We start from the raw sequence: 23093 nt of genomic DNA, 5'->3' as shown, positions 1-23093 counted from the left end.
AATATCATATTTTAAAAAGTTGTTTATAATTAATCCATAAAAATGGAGGATAATATGGATAAAAAATATATAAAAATAGGTTTTACAAATATTTCATACTTGCAAGATGGATATTTTTATCAAGAAAAAAAATATACTGGTTTTAATCATAAATTAGATTATTCTTTATTATCTCAATTTTCGTTTGTGCCTAAATTATTGTCAAATTCAGAAAAAATAGCAAAATGAGAATACATTGAGGGAACAGAACCTAAAATGACCGATGAAAATTTAATTCAAATTGCTAGATATTTGAAAGAATTACATAATTCAAAATTGCCATTTCCCCCTTCAAATCACGCTCGCAGGGTAAAAGTTTATAGATCAATTTTAAGAGAAAAAAACATTAATATTCCAGCATTAAATAATTTTTATGATCACGTTAACGCCACTTTAAGTAAAATGGACAAAACTAAACCCTTACACAATGATTTATGACCTAGAAATATGGTTTGTGATGTAAATAATAAAATTTATATTTGTGATTGAGAATATGCTACCTTAGGAGATGTCAACTTTGAATTGGCATATTTTATCGAGAGTGCACAATTAACAGATGAACAAGAAACAACATTTTTAAAAGAGTATGACGACTATAGTTATTTATTTGTTTTAAGGCATAAAATTTTAGTTAATTACTTAGTTATTCTTTGAGCTCATTCCCAAGAAAAATTACCTTTTGAAACTGATTTTTACGAAAAGCGTTTATATGAATTAGATACACAACTAAAAAAATACAAAGAATCATAATGACCAATAGGTCATTTTTTATATATCTCTGTTTTATAGTATTTTTAGTAATTTAGATCCATTTATATAATTTAATTTAGGTGTACTACTAAATTTATTAATATAATTATAAATATAGTAATGTTATGGAGGCTAATATGGACAAAGAAAAAAATAAACAATATCAAAGTATTCTAAATAATTTATTAGATGTAAGTCCAAATGATACTGCGGTTTTTTGCAGAGTGAATAATAAAACTTGCTTTGATTTCTATTCTTTATTCGGTTCTGAAGCTTTCAATTATATATATCTAAATAAAAATTTTGATATTCCTATTTTAGAAGTGAATTTATTAAGAATTTCTCAAGAAATTAATGAATGTGATAATTTTGAAGGTATTTTGGAAATTTTAAAGTTTAATAATATTGAAATAAGTAATGCGAAAATAACATTATTAAAAAAAGATATTAAACAAGCAAAAGAAATTATTATTTCAGATTTAAAAGCTTCTTTTCAAAAACAAGCAGTAAAATGAAAAATCTTTTTGAATAAAGCTAATGAAATTAATACTGAAACTAATATTTGGCCAATGCATTTAGGTTTTTTCTTTGTTAAAACATCTATAGAAGGCAAAAGCATTTATGCACCTTTATTTCTTAAAGAAGTTTATATTGAAATTAGAAATGCAAGACCTTTTTTAGTTTCTAATGGTGATATAAAAATTAATGAAAAATTACTATTTTTATTAACAAATGCTGGATTTGATTTAGATTTATCTGATAATTTTGGCGACTGAAGTATCAAAGAATTAATTAAATATCTGAATAATGTATGAGGTCAAATTTATCAATTAAATCTCAATATTAATCAAAAGTTTAAAAATATTGATAGTGAGCTTATTTCTAATAAATCACTTGATTTTGAACCTGGTATAGTTTTAGGTTTATTTCAACCATCAGGTGGATATGTTAGAAATAGAATGCTTGAAATTATTGAGAATAATGAACTTAATAAAATTATTGACATTGAATTTAACAAAAACATCTATAAAAAACGTATCAATGATACAATTTATAATCCTAAAACCAGTATATTTAAAATTACTCCAACTAATTTTTCACAAGATAAAGCTATCGCAAGCTCACTTAATCAAAATACAATAATATGAGGCCCTCCTGGAACAGGAAAAAGTCAAACTATTGTGAATATACTTACAAATCTACTTGTTTACGGAAAAACATCATTAGTATGTAGCCAAAAAAAAGCTGCCTTAGAAGTTATTAGAAATAGAATGGGAGCATTACAACCATTTTGTCTATTTATGTTAAATTCTAAAAATATGAATAAGAAGAGTTTTTACGCTCCACTAAAAGAATATTTATATTATTTAGAAAACTTTGACGAAAAGGATTCATTAAAACCATTAAGGATTATTAACTATGAAGATTTAAACTTTGTGAATAATATTGGTACTATTTCTTCTGATTCGAGATTTTTGGAAGCGACTAAGATAATTGCAAAAATACATAATACATTTGAGTGTTATACAAGTGAATTCTGAGAAAAAATAGTAAATCTACCACGTAATATTAAATATCCTGAAAGTTTTGAATTTGAATATTCTAAGCAACTTTTGGTAAATATGCTTAAACTAAATAAAGTAAGATTTAAGCCGCATAAAAAACTTAATAGAGACATTAAAAAAGTTGCAAAAACTTTATTCAATGATTTTAAACATTACCAAGGTAACCTAAATGAAATTTTAGCTGAAGTTAAAACACTAAAAGCAGATGATTACGATTATTTAATTAATATTGTGAACATACTTCCTAAAAATAATTTAAATCAAGTTAGTGATGAAAATGAGTTAAAGAAATTTGTCGCTAAAAGCATTATAAATAAAGTTTCTTCGTTAAATGCTGATGAAAAAGCGGAATACATTGAATTTGCTGCAACGATTAGATTAGGTAATTTAGAACCATATAAATTCATTAAAAAATTTCCTAATATGATTAAAAAGTTATTCCCAGTAGTTATCGTAACTCCGGATGCTGACTTAAGCGCCTGAAAAAAAGAAGAATTTGATTATTCAATACTAGATGAATCTAGCCAAATTTTTCTTGAAAAAGGTCTTCCTGTATTGTATTTATCTAAGATTAAAATTCTTGCTGGTGATGATAAACAAATGAAACCAAGTAATTGATTTGGCGTTAGAGTTAGTGATGAAGAAAGCATTTATGGAAAAGTTGATTCGCTTTTAGATTTTGCGAAAAGTTTAGGTGTTTATAGTGTTTTATTAGACAAAAATTATCGTTCAAATTATGCTGCATTAATGACCTTTAGCAGTAAATATTTTTACGAAAGTACTTTGGATGTAATTGATTCGGCAAATTCGGAAGTTAATTACAAACCTATTGAAGTTATACAAGCTAATGGACAATGAGAAGATAATAAAAATATAGCAGAAGCAGCTTTGGCAATAAAACTAGCTTATGAAAATCTAAATAAATACGGCAAAATTATAATTTTATGTTTTAATGCTAAACAACAAGATTTTATAACGGCAAATATTTTTAAAAATTTTCCTGAACTTGAAAAAGCAGTGAATGATCAAACCTTATTGCTTAGAAATATTGAAAATATTCAAGGTGATGAAGCAGATTTAGTAATTGTGTCTGTAGCTTATGACTATAAAACCTCAATTCATTCAACTTATGTTGGTCGTCCTGGCGGTATGAATGCGTTAAATGTTGCAGTTTCTAGAGCTAAAGATAAAATGATCGTTATTAAATCTATCAATGCTGAAGATGTCAATGTCTTAACAAATAATGAAGATGCAATTATTTTTAAAAGATGGCTTGAGTTTTTAGAATTAAGCGATGCTGACAGAAAAAACTTTTTAGCACATAATAAAAATAATTTAGAAACCGAAAAAACAGACTTAAGTTTAGAAATTAAAAATACATTAATTGAAGCTACTGTGGATAAAAACTTTTTAGAATTAGCTGAAAATGAAGTTATTGGAACATTGCAAGTAGATTATGTAATTAAGAAAAATAATAAACCTGCAATTTGTTTTGTGGTTGATAATTATGCATATGCAAATAAACCTGAAGACTTCATAATGTCTAATGATTTATGTAACTTTATTAGAAGTAAAAATTATACAGTTTATAAATTAGATAGAATCCTTTGAGAAGTTAAAAAAGATGAAATTATTGGCATAATTAATTCTTACGAAGATTTAAGAGAAGAGTATATTGCCAATGACGTTAAAAAGGAAGATGATATTGAGGTAGAATTATCAGCTGATGTAGCTAAATTATTTGATGAAAAAGACTATAAAACAGATGTTATAGAAAATAATAGTAAGATTAATGTTGAACAAGTTGATAATAATACAATACTTCAGGACGAAGAAAAAACAATCACAGTTTTAATAGGAGAACCAGAAAATAATATCGAAGTACATAAATTACCAGTTTTAAGAACTAAAAAAATGCTTGTTAATTTAGAAATTATTGAAGAAGAAAAATTTGAAATTCCTCGTGAAATTAAACAAATTGCATCTTTTGACGACATGACCAAGGAGTGAACTCAAATATTAAGCCAAGAAATTTATATTGGCAATGAAAATATTAAGAATACAAATTAGAGGATTTTTATCCTCTTTTTTTATGGAAATAATATGGAATATATTATTAAAAATTAACTAATTAATAATTTAGTATTATATTAATATTGTTATGAAATTTAAATTATTATTCAACTATATAATCCCATTATCATTTTTTTCATATGTGGCTGTTTCGTGCACGAATACGGCAAAGGATATAGAAAAAAATACAAGTGAAAATAGTTCAATAAATAACTCAAGTTCTTCTGCAAATTTACATCTTTCAGTAGGCGATTTTCCAGCTGATGAACGATTTTTAGAAAAATATCCACTTACTAATAAATTAGAATTGAATAAAGCTTTGAAAGTGGACATCGTATGATATAACGATGGCGATACTTTCAGAACTTCAAATAATTATGTTTTTAGATTTGCAGGAATTGACACACCTGAAACACACCAAAGAAATCTAGAAGGTCAATTTGTGGATACTGAAGGAGATCAATTAAAATATGGAAAAATAGCTGAAGAATTCACTAAAGCTTATTCTGATGTTTATAGATATAACTCTCCACAGAAAAATAAAGGCATGAGTTTTTATCCTACTGAAGTATATGTAGTTCCTCAAAAAACAAAAGGTGGCAATAATAGTAGAAATCCTGAAGTTCCAGTATATATGTGTGATCCATATGCTAGAATTGTCTCAATCATTTATATTAAAGCCAACAACGGTAAATACTATAATCTAAATGCTCTTATTGCTTGAAATGGAATTTCTAGAGTTCACTATATCTCAAACAAAAAAACAAGCAAATACTATACAGACAATACAGAATATTATAATTTCTTGCAAGAATGTAGCGATCATGCAAAACAAAATAAATTAGGTATCTATTCGCCTGAAGCTGACTATAGTAAAATTTATCCATAATAAAAGATATGTCTTTTAATGACATATCTTTTTTCTAAATTATCTCTAAAACAGTCTTTTAAGATATTTTATTTTCAAGATTAAGTAATTTTTTAATTGCTTTATTTACACTGTCATATGCAGCACTTCTTGTTGTTGCTGTGATCTCAGCAATTTCAGAATATGAAAGGTTTTCAAAAAAATAAAGCTGAAATGCTTGATTTTGTGTTTGAGTTAAAAATGATTGGAATTTATCATATAAAGTACACAAATGTTCAATATTTTCAATATTTTTAATATCTTTATTCATCTCTAGAAATTAGTTCCTTAGTCATTTCATAAATAAAGTTATCTAAGTCAAACTCTTGAAGATCTTCAAGCCCTTCTCCCAGGCCGATATATTTAACGTTTATGCCAAACTCATCTTTAATTGATAAAACAATACCGCCTTTAGAAGTTCCATCCATTTTAGTTAAAATAATTCCAGTAGTATTAGCGACTTCACTAAAAGCTTTTGCTTGGCTAACACCATTTTGACCTGTTGTAGCATCCAAAACAAGAAGACATTCTTGAGGAGCATCAGGTTCGAATTTATGAATAATTTGATAAATTTTTTCAAGTTCTTTCATCAAATTAACCTTATTTTGAAGTCTACCTGCTGTATCTATTAATAATAGATCGTAATTTTCCTTTTTTGCCTTTTCTAAAGCTTCGTATACTACGCTGGCTGGATCAGCATTTTCTTTTACTGGTTTAACAATGTCTGCATGAACTCTATCGGCTCAAACACTTAATTGATCTACTGCACCGGCTCTAAATGTATCGGCTGCAGCTACTAAAACTTTTTTGCCTTCCTTTACAAATTTGTGAGCAATTTTAGCTATGCTTGTAGTTTTTCCTGAACCATTTACACCAATAAAAATAAATATATTAAGTTTATCATCTTGATAATTTAATGTTGTATCAACTACGCTTTTATTAGTATAAATAACAAACATTTGATCAGCAATAAGTTCTCCAATTTCTTTTGGATCGCTTAGCATTCTAATTTTTACTTCATTTTTAATATGAGTAATAATTGCATTAACTAATTTTGCATTAATATCCGCCATTATAAGAATTTCTTCTAATTCATCAAAATATTCTTCATCAATTTTGTTGTATTTATTTTGCAAAGTTAATATTTTTGCACCAAGTGAACCTGTTTTAGTTAAACCAGTACTATATTTTTCAAGTTTTTTTGATTTTAATAATTCTTCTTCTTCTTGTTTTAATAATTCTTGTTCTTTGGCTGCAACTTTTTCTTCTTTAGATTTTTTTCTCCAACCAAATAATTTTTCTTTTAAATATCCAAAAAATCCCATAATTCAATTTTATATTAATACATTAATATAATAAATATTATTTGAAATCTAGCTGTAAAAATCAATTTTAAGCACTTTAATAATAAGGATATTGTTATAAAATAAATAATATGAATACAGTAATGAATAAGTTAGTTATCGTTGAGTCTCCTAATAAGGTTGAAACAATTAAAAAATATCTTGGCGAAGGTTATGAAGTTTTAGCTTCAGTTGGTCATATAGTTAAATTAAGTACTTCAGGTGCTATGAGATTGGGCATAGATTTAGAAAAATGAGAACCTAAATATGTGTTAGATAGTACTAAAAAAGAAGTTGTTAAAAAACTTAAAGAAGTTGTTAAAAAAGCTTCAATTGTTTACATTGCAACTGACCCTGACCGTGAAGGCGAAGCTATTGGTGAACATTTAGTTAAGTATTTAAAATGTGAAGACAAATATTCAAGAATTAAATACAATGAAATTACCAAAGACGCTATTTTACAGGCTATTAATCACCCTGGAAAACTTGACCAAAACTTAATTGAAGCTCAAAAAGCAAGAAGAATGTTAGACAGAATCATAGGGTTTAGATTAAGCCATTTAATGCAAATTAAACTTTCAAATTCTCCAAGTACCCCTTCTGCTGGTAGAGTTCAGTCAATTGCTTTGAAATTAGTAGTCGATAGAGAAAACGAAATAAACAGCTTTATTCCTGTTGAGTACCATACTGTTGAGGCTAAAATAAATGATAATGTTTTAGCTTCCATTTATATTGACAAGCATTTAGCCGATGAAAAAAACTGGGTTTATCCAAGCGAATTAGAATCAGTTAAAAAAGTTTTAGATAAAGAACCTACTAATAAATTAATTGTTAAAAATATTAAAGAAACTACAAGAAGCGTTGGTAGATTAACACCTTTAAAACAGGCTGTTTTGTATAAGAAAAGCCCTTTTTCTTCAGGTGTTACACAAACTTCTGCTCAAAAATTATATGAAGGTTATGGCGATGGTGGTTTAATAAGCTACCCACGTACAGATAGTACAAGATTAAGCCAAAATTTCATTAATGCAGCACATAAATATATTGAAAATAAATTTGGAAAAGAATACGTATTAGCTGAAATTAAAGGTTTTAAAGGCGACCAAGATGCCCATGAAGCTATTAGACCAACTGATATAACTCTTTTACCTGAAGAAGCTAAAGCTAAATATGATTTGAATAACTATGACTACCAAATTTATAAGCTCATTTATGAACACACATTACAATGTTTAATGACACCTCCAGTCAGAAAAGCTAAAACCTATACTTTTAAGAAGAATACTTTAGCATTTAAGTGAACTGCTAGTTCAATCGTTTTTGACGGATATTACATTGTTAAAGGTGAAAAAGAAGAAACTACTGATCCTAATTATTCAGAAAATCAAGAAATTGATGTACAAGAATTTAATATTGGAAATCATCAAACTAAACCGCCTGCTAGATACTCAGAAGGTGCATTAATCGAAAAACTTGATGAAATTAAAGTCGGTAGACCTTCAACATTTGCATCGACTGTTAAAATTATTTTGCAGCGTGAATATGTTATTAATGAAAATGGAGCTCTTCACCCAACTGAATTTGGAAAACTTGTTTTAAGTAAGCTGCTATTAGGTTTCCCAGATATTATTAACGAAGGATATACAGCAAAAGTTGAAGAAGAATTAGATATGATTGCTCAAAATAAAATTGCTGTAGAACCTGTTATGACTGATTTTTATAATAAATTTACTTCAAATTATGAAAAGGCCTCTGAAACAGTTGAGCACACATTAATTGAGCCAGAAAAACTTAATGAAAACTGTCCTGATGATAGTGGCGAACTACTTATTCGCAAAAATAGATATGGTGATAAATTTATTGCTTGCAATAACTTCCCAAAATGTAAATATACAAGAAGTTTAGATAATGCAGAGAAACCAAAAAGAAGATTCTTTAAATTTAAAAAGAAGACCTCATAATATTGAGTTTTTCGCAGATTGTAATCACAAAAGCTACAACCTAAAAAATAATAAGGTATATCTATAAAAAAGATGTATCTTTTTATTTTATTGAATATAAACAAAATAAAAACACACACACATTAAATCTAATCTAATATGTGTGCGTTTGTAATTACAATGTAGCTCCTTAGTTAAAGTAGATTTGAAATCATCGTTATAAATCTAATTTAAATACTTCTTCGCCGTTGCTATTAGTTGTTTTTTCTCAAATTGTATCGAAGTAGAATACCAAGTTCTTAAATACAGCATTTAGTTGTTTGTAGATTAATGGGTATCTATTCTTGTCGACTCAATCTAAACGGTCAAAGTGACTGTGTCAAATATCACCAGCAATAAGAACGTCATCTAATTTCACACCTTCTGGTAAATCATAAAGTGTTAATTCTGAACCATTTTTGTGCACTGGTACTAAATTGACATGATCGCCATTTTTAGTTACTCATGCTTTAGGATCGTTTGTTTGAGCATAACCATCGTAGGCTCCTTCTTTTGAATAAACGTTGAAGTTTGTTGATTCGATGTATGCAATAGGTAATTTAGCAACCAAATAGAATGGTGCGTGATCTGATCAATCGCCCGTTTCACCTGCTTTAAAGTCTTCTTTGTAGAATTGTGGGTGGATTTCTAAAATACCATCATAATTCTTTTCAGCTCTAGCGATAGTTGTTGATAATGCATTTAATTGATCTCTAATGCGTGTTGAAGTGTTACCTGCAGTAGGAGTATTAGGCGAGTGTACATAAAGTTTATCACCACCAGCAACAGTATCTAAGTTAATCATACCTACACTCTTTGCTAATAATTCATTAGTTTCTTTACCTGTTGATGTGTCAGGAGTTGGTGTTAAGAATTGATGTACAAAAGCATTTGTACCAAGAACACCAACTTCTTCAGCATCTGCAAAAATAATGTGTAATCTTACACCTAATTTCTTTCTATTTTCAGCTTTTGAGTAGTGTTGTAATAATGATAAGTTTGTAGCAACACCTGTACCATTATCGGTTGCACCTCAAGAATTTTTCTTGTGTCCTTCGCCAAGCATAATTGTTGAATCGTAGTGTGAAACAATTCAGAAATCTTTTACATCTTCAGGTTTAATGCCTTCTACACCTGGCTCAATTGTTACGATAAGGTTTTGACCTACGTTGTTGAATGAGTAAACTCCGTTTGCTCTATCTGGACCTCTTCATAAGAAACCTTGTGTTACAACGCCTTGTGTTTTTAATAATGGTGTAAGAGTTTCTTTAACACTATTTAAGTAGTAAATTCCTCTTTCACTAGCTTTTGAACCTCTGGTTTTCACATATGTGGTACCATTTTTTGGAGTTGCTTCATAAAAGGTAATGTCTTTACCTTCTGTATTTTTTTCTGTTTTTTTAGTTACTTCAGCTTGACCTGGATACATAATTTGTGTATCTTTGTTGGCATAGCCCATACCAGTAATTTCATTTTTTAGTCATAAGTATGCGTGGAAACTACCGTAGTTTGCAACATCTGGATTAACTTTTTCACTTAATGGGTGGAGTGGTTGAAGTTGACTTTGTTCAAAACTATCACCAGTAATATCTTTTATACCTGTATTATCTTCTTTAACATTTTTGAAGTTACTAATATTGCCAGCCCATCTGCCTTGAACGGATGTTAAGTATTTTCTAAAGTTTTTAGTTGTTTCCATCTTTTCGACATTTTCTGTTTTAGTGCATCCCGCAGAAATCGCTACAGCAGGAACTATTGATACTATTGGAGCAAGCAATAAAAAACCTTTTTTAAATCTCATATATACCTCTTATACTTTCAGAAATAAACGAAAAATATATCTATTTCTAACTAAATTTTCTCAAATATTAAATATAGTTATTATATAAAGGTGTAAATGTGAATTTTTCCACATTTATTTTTTAGCCAAAAATTAATAAAAATCGAGCCGTTTTATGTGTTTTTATTAACTAAAATTTTATAATCACTCACTAGATATACTGGGAATTATTGTTCTTTTTAATTATTTTATATTGCTTTTAATTTACTAAAATGACTATAAAACAGAATTTTTGAATAAAAAGGATAGGCAATTACCCTATCAATTTGCTAGATTTAATACAGACTACAATCTTGGGTTAACGCCCTATGATGTTAATTTTTAGTGCCTTGGTCTAACTTGTAAAAAAGATATATCTTTACTTTGAATGTAGATTTTGAAATCACAATCAGAGGAAAGCCTCATAAAATAGAGGTTTTTTTCTAAAAAGTTTATTTTGTAGTCTTTTTAGGTAAAAACTTTTTAATAAATAAAATACAAAGCAAAAATTTAATTCTTTTGGCATCCAGCAAAATACCCTTTTATATTAATTTAATTAATATAATGTAAAATATATATTATGAATTTATTTAAGTCGACTGAAATGAGAATGGCTGAAAGAGCCCTTAAAAAAATAAACCAATTTGAACCATTAATTTCAAAACTAACAGACGAAGAGTTAAAAAATAAAACAAACCAATTTAGAGTTAGATTGCAAAATGGTGAAGCGTTGCAAAGTATTAGAGCAGAAGCTTTTGCTGTTTGTAGAGAAGCCACAAAAAGAGTTTTAGGTAAAAGACCTTATGATGTCCAAATGCTTGGTGGTGTTTTATTAGACTTAAGCAGTATTGCTGAAATGAAAACTGGTGAAGGTAAAACTATAACTTCTATTGCACCTGTGTATTTGAATGCTTTAAGTGGAAAAGGTGCCATCGTTTCAACTGTTAATGAATATTTAACTGAACGTGATGCACATGAAATGGGACAAGTTTTTAACTTCCTTGGTTTGTCTGTTGGTATAAATAAGGCACAAATGGATCCAGATTTAAAAAGACAAGCTTACGCTTGCGATATTACTTATTCTGTTCACTCTGAATTAGGTTTTGACTATCTTAGAGATAATATGGTTTCTAAACTTGAAGAAAAAGTGCAAAGAGGTTTACATTTTTGTCTAATTGATGAGGCTGACTCTATCTTAATTGATGAAGCTAAAACTCCTTTAATTATCTCAGGTGGTGAAGGGGAAGATACTAATACATATTTAGCGGCTGATCAATTTGTTAGAATTTTAGATTCTCACGATTATGAAATCGATGAAGAATCAAAAGCTATTTCATTGACTTATAATGGCGTGCAAAAAGCTAATAAATTTTTCCATTTTGATAACTTATATGACATTAAAAACTCTGAAGTTGTTCATAGAATTCAAAATGCCTTAAGAGCTCATAAAGTTATGAAAATAAACGTTGAATATATTGTTCGAGATAATAAAATTGAACTAGTTGATGCATTTACCGGACGTATAATGGAAGGCAGATCTTATTCGGAAGGTTTGCAACAAGCAATTCAGGCTAAAGAAATGGTTGAAGTTGAACCTGAAACAAAAACTCAAGCAACAATTACCTATCAAAACTTTTTCCGTATGTTTGATAAGCTTTGTGGTATGACAGGTACTGCTAAAACTGAGGAGCAAGAATTCATAGATATTTATAATATGCGTGTTAATGTTGTTCCTACAAATAAACCTGTAATTAGGGATGATCAGCCAGATGCTATCTTTGCATCGTATGAAGCTAAATGGCTAGCTGTTGTTGAAAAAATCAAAGAATTATATGCTAAAGGGCAACCTGTTTTAGTTGGTACAGCACAAATTGAAGATTCAGAAATCGTGCACCACTTATTAGTGCAAGCTGAAATACCTCATACAGTGTTGAATGCTAAACAAAATGCTTCAGAAGCTGAAATTATTTCAAGAGCAGGTCAAGTTAAATCTGTAACAATTGCAACTAATATGGCTGGCCGTGGTACTGATATTAAGCCTTCAAAAGAAGCTTTAGAGTTAGGTGGTCTTTACGTTTTGGGAACAGATAAGGCTGAAAGTAGAAGAATTGACAACCAACTTCGTGGTCGTAGCGGCCGTCAAGGCGATCCTGGTATTAGTAAGTTCTATATTTCAATTGACGATCAACTGATGCAACGTTTTTCAAATTATGAAGAATTTAAAAGTCAATTTGCAAATGAAGGAAATAAAGAAATTACTACGAGATCTCTTACTCGAGGTTTTAATCAAGCTCAAAAGAAAATTGAGGGCTTTAACTACGATAGTAGAAAAAGTGTTTTACATTATGATGATGTCATTCGCCAGCAAAGAGACCTATTTTATGCTCAAAGAGACTTAATTCTAGTAAATAATGATATTTCATACATTATTAAAAGAATGCTTAAAAATGCTGCTTCAAATGTAGTTAATATGCCTCGTTTCAAAGACAAAGGGAACACCTTTAAGTATGCTGATTTTGTTGAATATGTTAATACAGAAATATTAAGTCGTTTTGTTAAAACTAAATTAGATTTATCAATCGTTTCAGAAGTACATGACAATGAAATTGAAGCATTCTTGCAAGATTTCTTTGTTGAATGCTTTGATAAATGGAGACAATCAGCATTAGATAATACTCACGAAGATTTTGCTTATGTAAGATGGTATGAAAAGAATATTGTCTTAGAAATTATTGATACTTATTGACAAGCTCATATTGATACAATGGATAAATTACGCTCACATACTAATTTAGTTCAATATGCTCAAAAGAATCCATATCAAGTGTATACTCAAGAAGGCTCTAAAAAGTTTGAAGAAATGCTAAGAAATATAGCATATGATGTAACTGAAAAAATCTTCTCAGATAGACTAGGTTATGCGTCTTTAATTTCTAATGAAATAAAAGCAGACCCAATTTTCCAACAAATTATTAATACTGTTTATTTAACGCAAAATACAAAAGAAGAACAAGAAGAGTTTCTACTTAAAATGTATAACACAGTTAAAGAGCAAATTTTTCAAGCTGATTCAGTAAAAAACACTTTAAGTGATGAAATGAAAAAAGCTGATTAATTTTTGAAAAATACTATAAAACAAACGTATAAATAAAAAGCACAGTACTTAAAAAAGTGTTGTGCTTTTTAAATTATTTAAAAACAAATCATACAGGAACGGCTATCATTAAAGATTTATCTTTTAAGCTTATTTTTTCTTTTTTGTTTTGTAATACAACTATAGTTGAAAATGTGATTATTCTTATAATGTAATATGAAACTGCTTGAATAGGCATTCACAAGATAAATGAAAAAGGCATTATTGAATAACGTTCTATTAAAAAGTGAGGCATTAAGAAGTGTAATAAATAATAGATAAACATAAGTGCGCTAAATGATAGTACAAAAATCATACTTATCATGTTATATGAATTATTGAATTTTGCACTATTGTATTTCGAACAAGAACATTTAACAAGTATTGTCAAATTATAGAATAGATATAATAGAGATAAACTTAAGTAAGGTCATAAAAACAACCATGAACGTGTTAAACTTGGAACTCTCATCGTTAAAGCAAATGCTAACCAAATTAAGTAATTTATTTTGTTAAAAATATTTAAAGAATCAATAACATAATTGTTAAACTTTGAGTTTTGAATGTTACCTGTTAATAAGCTAATTTTGTTATCGTTTATTGATAGTTTATCATATGCAAATAATGCAACTATAATAATGTTGGAAATAATGATTGTAAATAATATTCAGTCGTATCTTATAAATTTAAAATCAATATCATTAATCGTTGAATAAAGTTGTGTTGAAAAACAAACTATAAAAGCAAGAATATTAATTAAATATATAACTATTGATGAAATTAATGTTTTTTTAATTGTTGAATTTTTATCTTGTTTATACAGATCTCAAAATTTAAAAATATTAATCATATTTTACACCTCTCAATTCTTTGCCATAATCTACTCCGCTTATGTATTCTCCTTTATATGAAAAGTATTTTCTTGGTTTTATTATTTCTTTTTTCTTATCGATATTTATTCTGATTGCTCATGTTCAATCTAATGCTTTTGTTGAAACAACAACTTGGGAATGATTATTTCAACCATAATGGCAAAGATATTTACCTCCGCCATTAGCTTTAAAATAGCCATATACGACAACTGAATGTCCAATTTTTTCATTTTTTGTGGGGTCTGCTAATATACTTGAATAAATCATATAAGGAGCACCCTCATTAATATATTTCCATGGACCGATTGAACCTCACAATTTTCAACCCATTGAATAGTTTGGTGTAAATGTTTTATTCTTATTTACTTTTGAATCTAGAAATTTTGATATGGTTTTTGACATATGGCTTGCGGGTGTTGCAATTCACTCATTACCATATATTTTATAGAGATCTTCAACCAATAAATCATTAACTCTTGGGATCATTGGAGCTCCCAAGTATCCAAAAACATTCTTTTCTGGAGATAAACTTGGTAAAGAGACATATTTTTCAATTTCTTTTTCAGAAAAATAACCTGCAGATCTAAAAAACTCATTATATTGTATTAACATTGCAGCAGCTACATAATGACATAAACCTTGTTTACTGTCGTTTCCTTCGATTGATGCTACACTTGCGTGTCCAAATCCAGTTTTTAATAATTTGAATCATCAAGAATAAGGGACTTCGACATCTGCATAAATTATATTATTTTGTGGTTCTGTGCTATTCGCTGGTTGAGCTTTATAAAATGAGAAACCACCAGGATTCTTATTTTGTTGATAAAAACTATCATCAAAAGAAAGTTTTAATAAATCAAAAACAGGTAATTGATTTAGTTTTCTCTTATCTTTGAACAATGCAATTTTATCTGCAGAAATCGTAACATGTTTGTTTCCAAATGCTTCGATAACTAATTCGTCATTATCATCTAAATCCACCAAAACGAATCCAATTGGATTAAACTCGATATATAAGCATAATTTATTTCTACTATCTATGCAGTAAAAATAGTTTTTAATTTTATAATCATTTTTACCAATTTGCTTTATTGACTTTAAAGCTTGACTTAACAGTATGTCTACATTATTAATTTCATATTTTTGAACTATATTGTTGTTAACTTCTTGTTGCAAAAACATAAAAACCTCCAATTATTTTTTACCCATTTTAATTATATTAAAATATATAACTGACAGGTATATTACAACATAATATATGAAATAATTACCTATTTTATAGCACTATTCGTGAATTAGTATTTAATTAGTGAAAATTCTATTATAATATTTATGAGTCGACATTGAGGTTAAAGCTTTAATACAAAACAGCCGTTTAATGGCTGTTTTTATTGCTTTTTTTAATAGCCGTATAATTAGTTTTAGCTATTCTTATGTTAAAATAAAAATGTATATATAGAAAGGAAATATGGGAGAACTAGACAAAAAAGACAAAAAAGTAACTGTTTGACACGTTACTCCAAAAGATGAACAATGACAAGTTAAGGGTGCTGGTGCTTTAAAAGCTACAAAACTTTTTAAAACCCAAAAAGAAGCCATTGAATTTGCTAATGATTTAACAAAAAGAAATGGTGGTTCTGTATTAATTCACCGTACGACTGGTCAAGTTAGAGCAAGCATTAATAATAAACCTAAAAAATAATTTAATCTCCAATAAGGAGATTTTATTTCACTGTTTTATAGTGGTATCTGTCAATTTATGATTATATTAAATAAAAACATCCAGATTAGGATGTTTGTGATTTAGTTTCATTTTTTCTTGAAATTAATTCATTAAGAGTTAGGAATTTATAAATGTTTTGTAAAATTGCATTAACCATTTTATAAAGGTTGTTTTCATCTTCAAAATATGTCTTTGTAATTTCAACTGCTTCATTTATAACAACTTTTGGAGCTATAGAAAACAATTCATGAGTTGCATTAATTAAAATAGCTCTAATTAATGGCGATACTTTGGTTCATTCGTAGTTAGTTTTAAAAAATGAGATAATAACACTTTTATAGTATTTGTAGTTTAAAGTAATTTGTTCAAGTTGCTTAATTTCTTCGCTTGATAATTTTTTATTTTGCTCAAAAATTTTATTAATATCAATATCTTCATTCATTAGTTCATATCTATAAATAACATTTATAATGTTAATTCTGAATTGTCTTCTAGTTATTTTCATAAATTTTATTATATATTAATATGAGACTTTATTTCTATTATTTATATGTTTTTCCAATACATAATTGATTATGCTATACAAGCTACCTAAAATTAATGTATAAAACGGAATGTTAAACATACTTTTAATAACAATAGGAACAAAATATAATAAATATCTTTCTTTTAAAATATATGTTTTTTTGTTGATGTATGAAAGGTATTTCACGAATATAATAGGCCCAAAAATTCATTTGTAAATTGAAATGATTAATGTTATTAAACCAAGAATCAGTAAGTAGTCTAATAATTTTTCGTTTTTGCCTTTTACATAGGAAATTACGACAAAAATAATTGCAATCAACATTGCTAAAAGATAGAATGAAAGTCCTAAAACAACCATGATTCATGGGATTGATTCTCAATAAGCTATGTTGCTTTTACTCATTTTCACGCCGATAGCGATATGACCTGTTTCGGTTCTTGTAACATATTTAGCAAAAACAAAAGTCATGATAGTTGCACTGGCGATAATAACAATAATAGGTAAAATAATCTTAAATATTTTGCTTGATTTAAATAAGGCAAAATATCAAGCACTAATGAATGCAATTATTGGTGGCCAGATTGCATATAAGTAGTATCATGTGCCTATATTTCCCAAAATTAATAAGCTCAATGTATCGGCTATAAGAGCTAATAATGCTCCCTTAAATGGGCCTAACAAGATTCCAAAAAGTATGTAAAAAACTATTTCTGCACTTGTGAAATTACTTAATCCAGTTAATTTTAAAATTGATGATACAATTGTGAAAAGTGCTATCAATAAGCCGGAAATAGCTAAATCTATAACTGAAAATTTAAACGGATGTTTAAATATTGATCTTATTCTTTGAACTAATGATGTTTTAGTTTCGACGACATTTTCATTATTCAGATAATTTTTTGAAGCATCATTTATTTTATTTAATTTAAGTTTCTTTTTCATAATAATATGTATGTATTATATTGTAGATTTAATATATTGTAATAATATTATTATATGAAGAATAAATTAGAATTTGGTACAGCCGGAATTAGAGGAAAAGTTGGTTTCGGCGAAGATAAATTGAATTATGCCCATGTGCAAAGAATTGTTCATGGTTTTGCTAAATATCTTATAAATAAGTTCCCTGATGAAAATATTAGAGTAGTAATAGGAAGAGACAATAGAATTAAATCTTTTGGTTTTTCAGTATGCTGTGCAAGAATTTTAAATTCATACGGAATTGAAGTTATTTATTCTAAGGATATTAGTCCGACTCCTTTTGTTAGTTTTTGTATTCTTGAATATAAAGCACACGGAGGGATCAATATAACTGCAAGCCATAATCCTAAAGAATACAATGGTATTAAACTTTACAACAATATGGCTAGTCAATGCTTACCGGAAGAAATTAAAGAAATTTCATCATATTTCAATGAATATGATTCTAGCTTAGAAAAATACAATTATTCAATGAAATTAAGTAAATCTAATTGTGAAAATTTAACCTATATTTCTAAAGAAGTCAAGAATAAATATTTAGATGAAGTAGCTAAAGTTGGTGGTATCGTTGACATTAAAAATGTTAAATTGTCATATTCACCTTTACACGGAACTGGCAATAAATTTGTTCCAGAATTATTAGAAAAAATTGGTTTCAATATTAACGAAAATATCAACCAAACAGCCTTTTTTGTAAAAGAGCAAATGATTCAAACACCACATTTTACAAATGTTAATTATCCTAATCCTGAAAAGAAGGATGCTTTTGACTTATTGATAAAATTAGGTAAAAAAACTGATTCTGATATTTTATTGATGACTGACCCAGATAGTGATAGAGTTGGTTTAGCTGTTAAGTATAATAACACATATAAATTGTTGAACGGGAATGAAACTGCTACAATAATTTTTAACTATTTATTAGAGCAAAATAAAAGTAATGATTTCTCAAACCAATATTTAATTTATTCATTTGTTTCATCTAATATTCCCGCTATTCTTGCTGAAAAAAATAAAATTAATACTCATATAGTTCCAACTGGATTTAAATGAATAGGAATGCTGATAAATAAATTTGAAGCAGAAAATCAAAGATGCTTTTTAGCGTTTGAAGAAAGTTATGGCTCATTAATTAACCAAGATTTAGCTAGAGATAAAGATGCTTTGCAGTCTGTTGTTATTCTTGCCAAAATGTCGTCATTTTACAAAAAGCACGGCAAAACTTTGATTGATGTTTTAAATGATATTTATGATGAAGTTGGGTACGTTGCGAGTGAAAATGTTGAAATTACAGTTGACGAAAACACTAATTTAAAAGAGCTACAAGAAAAATTTATGGATTTACCTTTAAATAATAAAGTTATAACAAATTACAATGAAAAAACTGGCTACATGAAAGCAAATATGATTAAAATGGAATTTTCTGACGATCATTCTTGATTAGCTTTAAGGCCTTCAGGGACTGAACCAAAAATTAAGTTTTATGTTTTTGCTTTTGATAAAAATCAAGAGTTAGCTAATAAAAAACTTTTAAAATTTAAAGAAATAATTTGGTCAATCTTACAAAAATAATTAACATTAAGCAGGCATAGTCCTGCTTTTATTTTAATCCAACTCTGATTTATATTTATGTAGAAATATAAGATAAATAAAAGCACATCAATGATGTGCGTTATAACTAATTGAACTGTTTTACAGATGTTTTAAATGTTCCAATTCTTAAAGAAGTTTTTCAAGCATAAGCTAATCCAATTGGTAATCCTGGAGCTAGTATAAAAATAACAATATTAAGAATTATTTTTATTGCAAGATTATCCCCTTTGTAAAACATTGGAAATCTAAAGTTTAAGAATGGATAAATTACGATGTCATACTTAACGTAATCATCATAATTTATGTCTCTTCCATTAATTGTTACAAGGATTTTTTCACCTATAAAAAAGGTAATTAAGCCAAATGTAAAGTATCCTAAAATCATTAAGCTTGACATTAAAATTTGCGAGTGTTTTAATGTAATATTTTTTCTCAAAAAGATTAAAACTATAAAACCTAATATTGGATTAATTGCGTGCATAAAGAAACTTGGAATTGCTAAATCTAAACGGTTTCAAACACCTTTTTTAATAGAACTTGGTAATACTAATGTTCAGTAAACCAAGAATGTAATTGTAATAAAAACAATTGTAGAAAAGAATCAAGCTTGTTGTTTTTGATTATCTTTCTTAAATGGAAAAACTATTAAAGTTATAGCAAGTATGAAATTACTGATTTCTGTAAATGTGAGTGTTTTACGCCACATCAAGCCTAATGCACTAGGATATACTCACTCTCCTTTTGAAATTTCATAATTTATTTGACTTGCATACATGCTATCATTTGATTTATCAATGAAATCCGCCAAGGCATAATTAAAATAGTTAATTAGAATACAAATATCAATTAAGATTAAGGCAAGGCCAAATATAAATGATAATTTATATCCTAATTTTCAATTTAAAAATGTCTGTTTAAAATTTGATTTTTTAACTTCTGAATTCATATCATAATAATACTAAAAAGTTGTATTTTAACGAGCATTAAACATTAAAAAAACCGACTAAGTCGGTTACAATAATCCTTTATATAACTTTTTATAAATAACTCTTGCAATCATAACTAAAGTTATATATAAAGTTACAAGTGAAATTAATAAGATAAAGAAATATGGATTTAAGGCTTTAATTTTCAATGCTGTATTAAGGCCAGGAATATAAGGGCTAGCTGTTACTAATGCTATTCCTAATAATGAGAATGTGAACAGAGGCCATGTTGGTCTTGATTGAATGAATGGAATTTTTTCTGTTCTTATAAAGTGAATTACTAAACTTTGAGTTCACATTGATATTATGAACCAGCCTGTTTGGAATAAAGCAATAAACTCAGGATCACTTGGATTAAGGCTTGGATAAAGTTTTGGAATGAATAAAAATCTTAAAATAATAAACGAAATAATATCAACAATTGAGCTTGTAGGACCAAACCAAAGCATAAATTTTAATATACTTTTAGTGTTTCATTGTCTTGGTTTCAATAAGAATTTCTTATCAACACTATCTCAAGGGATAGCTCCACAGGCTATATCATAAATAAGATTTAAGAAAAGAACTTGGGCAGCTGCGAGTGGCACGAATGGAAGCAATGAAGCAGCTAAAATCATACTTAAGATATTACCGAAGTTACTACTTACAGTCATCTTAATGTATTTATTCATATTTGCATATGTTTTTCGGCCTTCAATAATTCCGGTTGCTAAAACATTAAGATCTTTTTCTAAAAGAATTATATTTGCACTTTCTTTTGCAATATCAACTGCGGTGTCAACTGAAATAGATACATCTGCAGCCTTCATAGCTGGAGCATCATTAATACCATCGCCCATATAGCCAACTACATGTTTGTTTTTTCTTAAAGCAGTTATAATTCTGGCTTTTTGGTCAGGGCTTAATTTTGCAAAAATATTATATTCTTCAACAATTTTGCCTAATTCGTCATCTGAAACTTCAAGCAGTTCTTTGCCAATAATAATTTTTTCAGCAGGTATACCAACTTTTTGGCAGATAGCTTTAGTAACTCTTGCGTTATCTCCGGTTAAAATTTTGACATCAACACCATGATCATAGAGGTTTTTGATTGCACTCTTGGTAGATTCTTTTGGCGGATCTAGGAAGGCTAGATACCCGATTAATGTCATTTCGTTTTCATCAGCTACACCAAATTTTCCAACTGAACTTGGATTACTTTTACGAGCTACACCAATTACACGCATACCCTGGTCATTTAATTCATCAACTTGTTTAAGAACTTTTTTCACTAAATATTCATCAAGAGGCACAACTTCATTATTTAATTCAATTTGATTACATACAGAGAGCATTTCTTCAACTGCACCTTTTGTAATCATTTCTAACTTGTTACCCTTAGACTTATCTTTTACTAAAACGCTCATTCTCTTTCTGTTGAAGTCAAATGGAATTTCATCTACTTTTTCGTAAATGACTTCTAAACTGCGTAATTCGTCGTGAATGTCGCTAAGTTCTTCAGTTTTTTCAATGATAGATAAATCTAAAAGATTTTTAAGTCCAGTTTGGTAATAACTGTTTAGAAAACCATATCTCAATACTCTAGTATTTTCGTGTCCTAAAACATCAAGGTGCTTTTCTAAAACTACTTGATCTAACGTTAATGTCCCTGTTTTGTCTGTACAGAAAACATCCATAGCTCCAAAGTTTTGAATTGAGTTTAAGCTTTTAACAATAGTTTTCTTTTTTGACATTGAAACAGCACCTTTGGCTAAAGTACTTGTTACAATCATCGGCAACATTTCAGGTGTTAAACCTATTGCGATAGAAATTGCAAACATTAAAGCCTCTAATCATTGAGCACCTTGATTATCAGGTTTATTTATTCAGATTTTGATACCTAATATTAAAAAAACAATAGGCACAACCGTAACCATTATTTTCAGTAATAAGGTTGAAATTGAACGAATACCTTTTTCAAAATTAGTTTTTACCGGTTTTTCATTAATTTTTTGTGCTACTTGGCCTAAATATGTTCTATCACCAGTGACAATTACTAATGCTCTGGCACTTCCTGAAATAATATTTGAACCCATAAAGGCTAAATTATGTCTATCGGTAATATTTTGATAATCATGACCTTCAATTAAATCAGGAAATTTTTCAATTGACTCACTTTCACCTGTTAAAGATGATTGCGAAACGAATAAGTCTTTTGCACTTAAAATTTTTACATCAGCCGGAATAATATCGCCGGCTGCTAAAATGATAATATCCCCAACAACTACTTGATCAAGCGGAATTTCGTAGTGAATCCCGTTTCTTTCTACCTTCGTAGTTGTCTGGATCATATTTACTAATTTAGCTGCAGATGAGCTACTTCGGGTATTTTCTACAATATTTAGAACACCACTTATAAGTACCATTAATAAGATAATTATCATTGTTGCTGGTTGTGCTTTTGAACCTTCTTTAAGGGGCAAAATTATGTCAGTTACCATTGAAATTAAAGATAGAACAAGCAAAATAATTGAAAATGGATTAAAAAAGGCTTCTACGATTCTTTTTCAAATACTGTTTTTACTTTTTTTACTTAAAACATTTTTACCGTGCTCAACTCTATTTTTTTCAATTTGTTCTTCATCTAAAATACCTTGAGCAGAAGTTGAATATCTTTGAAATAAGTCTTCATTGTTTATTTGGGAAGCTGAAACTAAGTTAAATTTAGCATTTTCATTTTGCTCATTTATGAATTTCTTTGACTTTTGTTTACTTATCATAAGACCTCCCATTATTAATATTTATATTATAAATTACATTTA

At 28.1% G+C, this 23093-nt stretch carries 16 protein-coding genes; 7 read left to right on the top strand and 9 right to left on the bottom strand.

What is annotated here, in order from left to right; translation table 4 throughout:
* The first annotated feature begins 54 nt into the window (after positions 1-54).
* From T390_RS0101265 to T390_RS03725, 3 genes are all read left to right on the top strand, one after another.
* Positions 55-789, top strand: a complete 735-nt coding sequence (locus T390_RS0101265; RefSeq protein ID WP_027334729.1) for a phosphotransferase family protein — start codon at positions 55-57, stop codon at positions 787-789.
* A 137-nt stretch (positions 790-926) separates the two neighbouring features.
* Positions 927-4424 (top strand): DEAD/DEAH box helicase, encoded by a 3498-nt coding sequence (locus T390_RS0101260; protein ID WP_027334728.1) that lies wholly within the window; start codon positions 927-929, stop codon positions 4422-4424.
* A gap of 91 nt (positions 4425-4515) precedes the next feature.
* Complete coding sequence (locus tag T390_RS03725) at positions 4516-5316, top strand: thermonuclease family protein (RefSeq protein WP_051590840.1); 801 nt, start codon at positions 4516-4518, stop codon at positions 5314-5316.
* Between the two features lie 58 nt (positions 5317-5374).
* Here T390_RS03725 and T390_RS0101250 read toward each other — a convergent pair whose 3' ends face one another.
* Entirely contained in the window at positions 5375-5605 is a 231-nt protein-coding gene (locus T390_RS0101250) for a sigma factor-like helix-turn-helix DNA-binding protein (RefSeq protein WP_027334727.1), read from the bottom strand.
* On the bottom strand, positions 5598-6659 hold the full coding sequence (gene ftsY / locus T390_RS0101245; RefSeq protein WP_027334726.1) for a signal recognition particle-docking protein FtsY: 1062 nt from the start codon (positions 6657-6659) through the stop codon (positions 5598-5600). The genes T390_RS0101250 and ftsY overlap by 8 nt, the downstream gene beginning before the upstream one ends.
* A 122-nt stretch (positions 6660-6781) precedes the next feature.
* Here ftsY and topA point away from each other — a divergent pair, with 122 nt between their 5' ends.
* Complete coding sequence (gene topA, locus T390_RS0101240; RefSeq protein ID WP_027334725.1) at positions 6782-8638, top strand: type I DNA topoisomerase; 1857 nt, start codon at positions 6782-6784, stop codon at positions 8636-8638.
* A gap of 196 nt (positions 8639-8834) precedes the next feature.
* Here the strand turns inward: topA and T390_RS03720 are convergent, their stop codons facing one another.
* The gene (locus T390_RS03720) at positions 8835-10457 is read right to left on the bottom strand and encodes a M28 family metallopeptidase (RefSeq protein ID WP_051590839.1); all 1623 of its coding nucleotides are present in this window, start codon (positions 10455-10457) and stop codon (positions 8835-8837) included.
* Between the two features lie 598 nt (positions 10458-11055).
* Between T390_RS03720 and secA the strand changes: the two genes are divergently transcribed.
* Positions 11056-13590, top strand: coding sequence for a preprotein translocase subunit SecA (gene secA, locus T390_RS0101230; protein ID WP_027334724.1), 2535 nt, complete (start codon positions 11056-11058; stop codon positions 13588-13590).
* Positions 13591-13663: 73 nt separating this feature from the next.
* Here the strand turns inward: secA and T390_RS0101225 are convergent, their stop codons facing one another.
* A complete protein-coding gene (locus T390_RS0101225; RefSeq protein WP_027334723.1) occupies positions 13664-14458 on the bottom strand; it encodes a hypothetical protein in 795 nt (264 codons plus the stop codon).
* Entirely contained in the window at positions 14451-15662 is a 1212-nt protein-coding gene (locus tag T390_RS0101220) for a putative cysteine peptidase (RefSeq protein ID WP_027334722.1), read from the bottom strand. Before T390_RS0101220 ends, T390_RS0101225 begins: the two co-directional genes overlap by 8 nt.
* A gap of 286 nt (positions 15663-15948) precedes the next feature.
* Here T390_RS0101220 and T390_RS0101215 point away from each other — a divergent pair, with 286 nt between their 5' ends.
* Positions 15949-16182, top strand: coding sequence for a DUF2188 domain-containing protein (locus tag T390_RS0101215; protein ID WP_027334721.1), 234 nt, complete (start codon positions 15949-15951; stop codon positions 16180-16182).
* Positions 16183-16267: 85 nt separating this feature from the next.
* On the opposite strand, the gene T390_RS0101210 is transcribed toward T390_RS0101215, so the two are convergent.
* Both T390_RS0101210 and T390_RS0101205 read right to left on the bottom strand, forming a co-directional pair.
* Positions 16268-16708, bottom strand: coding sequence for a transcription antitermination factor NusB (locus T390_RS0101210; RefSeq protein WP_027334720.1), 441 nt, complete (start codon positions 16706-16708; stop codon positions 16268-16270).
* A gap of 15 nt (positions 16709-16723) precedes the next feature.
* On the bottom strand, positions 16724-17674 hold the full coding sequence (locus T390_RS0101205) for an ECF transporter S component (protein ID WP_036435986.1): 951 nt from the start codon (positions 17672-17674) through the stop codon (positions 16724-16726).
* A 54-nt stretch (positions 17675-17728) separates the two neighbouring features.
* Between T390_RS0101205 and T390_RS0101200 the strand changes: the two genes are divergently transcribed.
* Complete coding sequence (locus tag T390_RS0101200) at positions 17729-19285, top strand: phospho-sugar mutase (RefSeq protein WP_027334718.1); 1557 nt, start codon at positions 17729-17731, stop codon at positions 19283-19285.
* A gap of 106 nt (positions 19286-19391) precedes the next feature.
* Here the strand turns inward: T390_RS0101200 and T390_RS0101195 are convergent, their stop codons facing one another.
* Positions 19392-20252, bottom strand: a complete 861-nt coding sequence (locus T390_RS0101195) for an MAGa3780 family membrane protein (protein WP_027334717.1) — start codon at positions 20250-20252, stop codon at positions 19392-19394.
* Between the two features lie 66 nt (positions 20253-20318).
* Positions 20319-23051, bottom strand: coding sequence for a magnesium-translocating P-type ATPase (mgtA, locus tag T390_RS0101190; protein ID WP_027334716.1), 2733 nt, complete (start codon positions 23049-23051; stop codon positions 20319-20321).
* Between the last annotated feature and the right edge of the window lie 42 nt (positions 23052-23093).

The sequence above is a fragment of the Mycoplasmopsis felifaucium ATCC 43428 genome (genome assembly GCF_000687775.1).
Classification (GTDB): domain Bacteria; phylum Bacillota_I; class Bacilli_A; order Mycoplasmatales; family Metamycoplasmataceae; genus Mycoplasmopsis; species Mycoplasmopsis felifaucium.
This window is presented reverse-complemented; position numbering and strand designations above follow the sequence as displayed.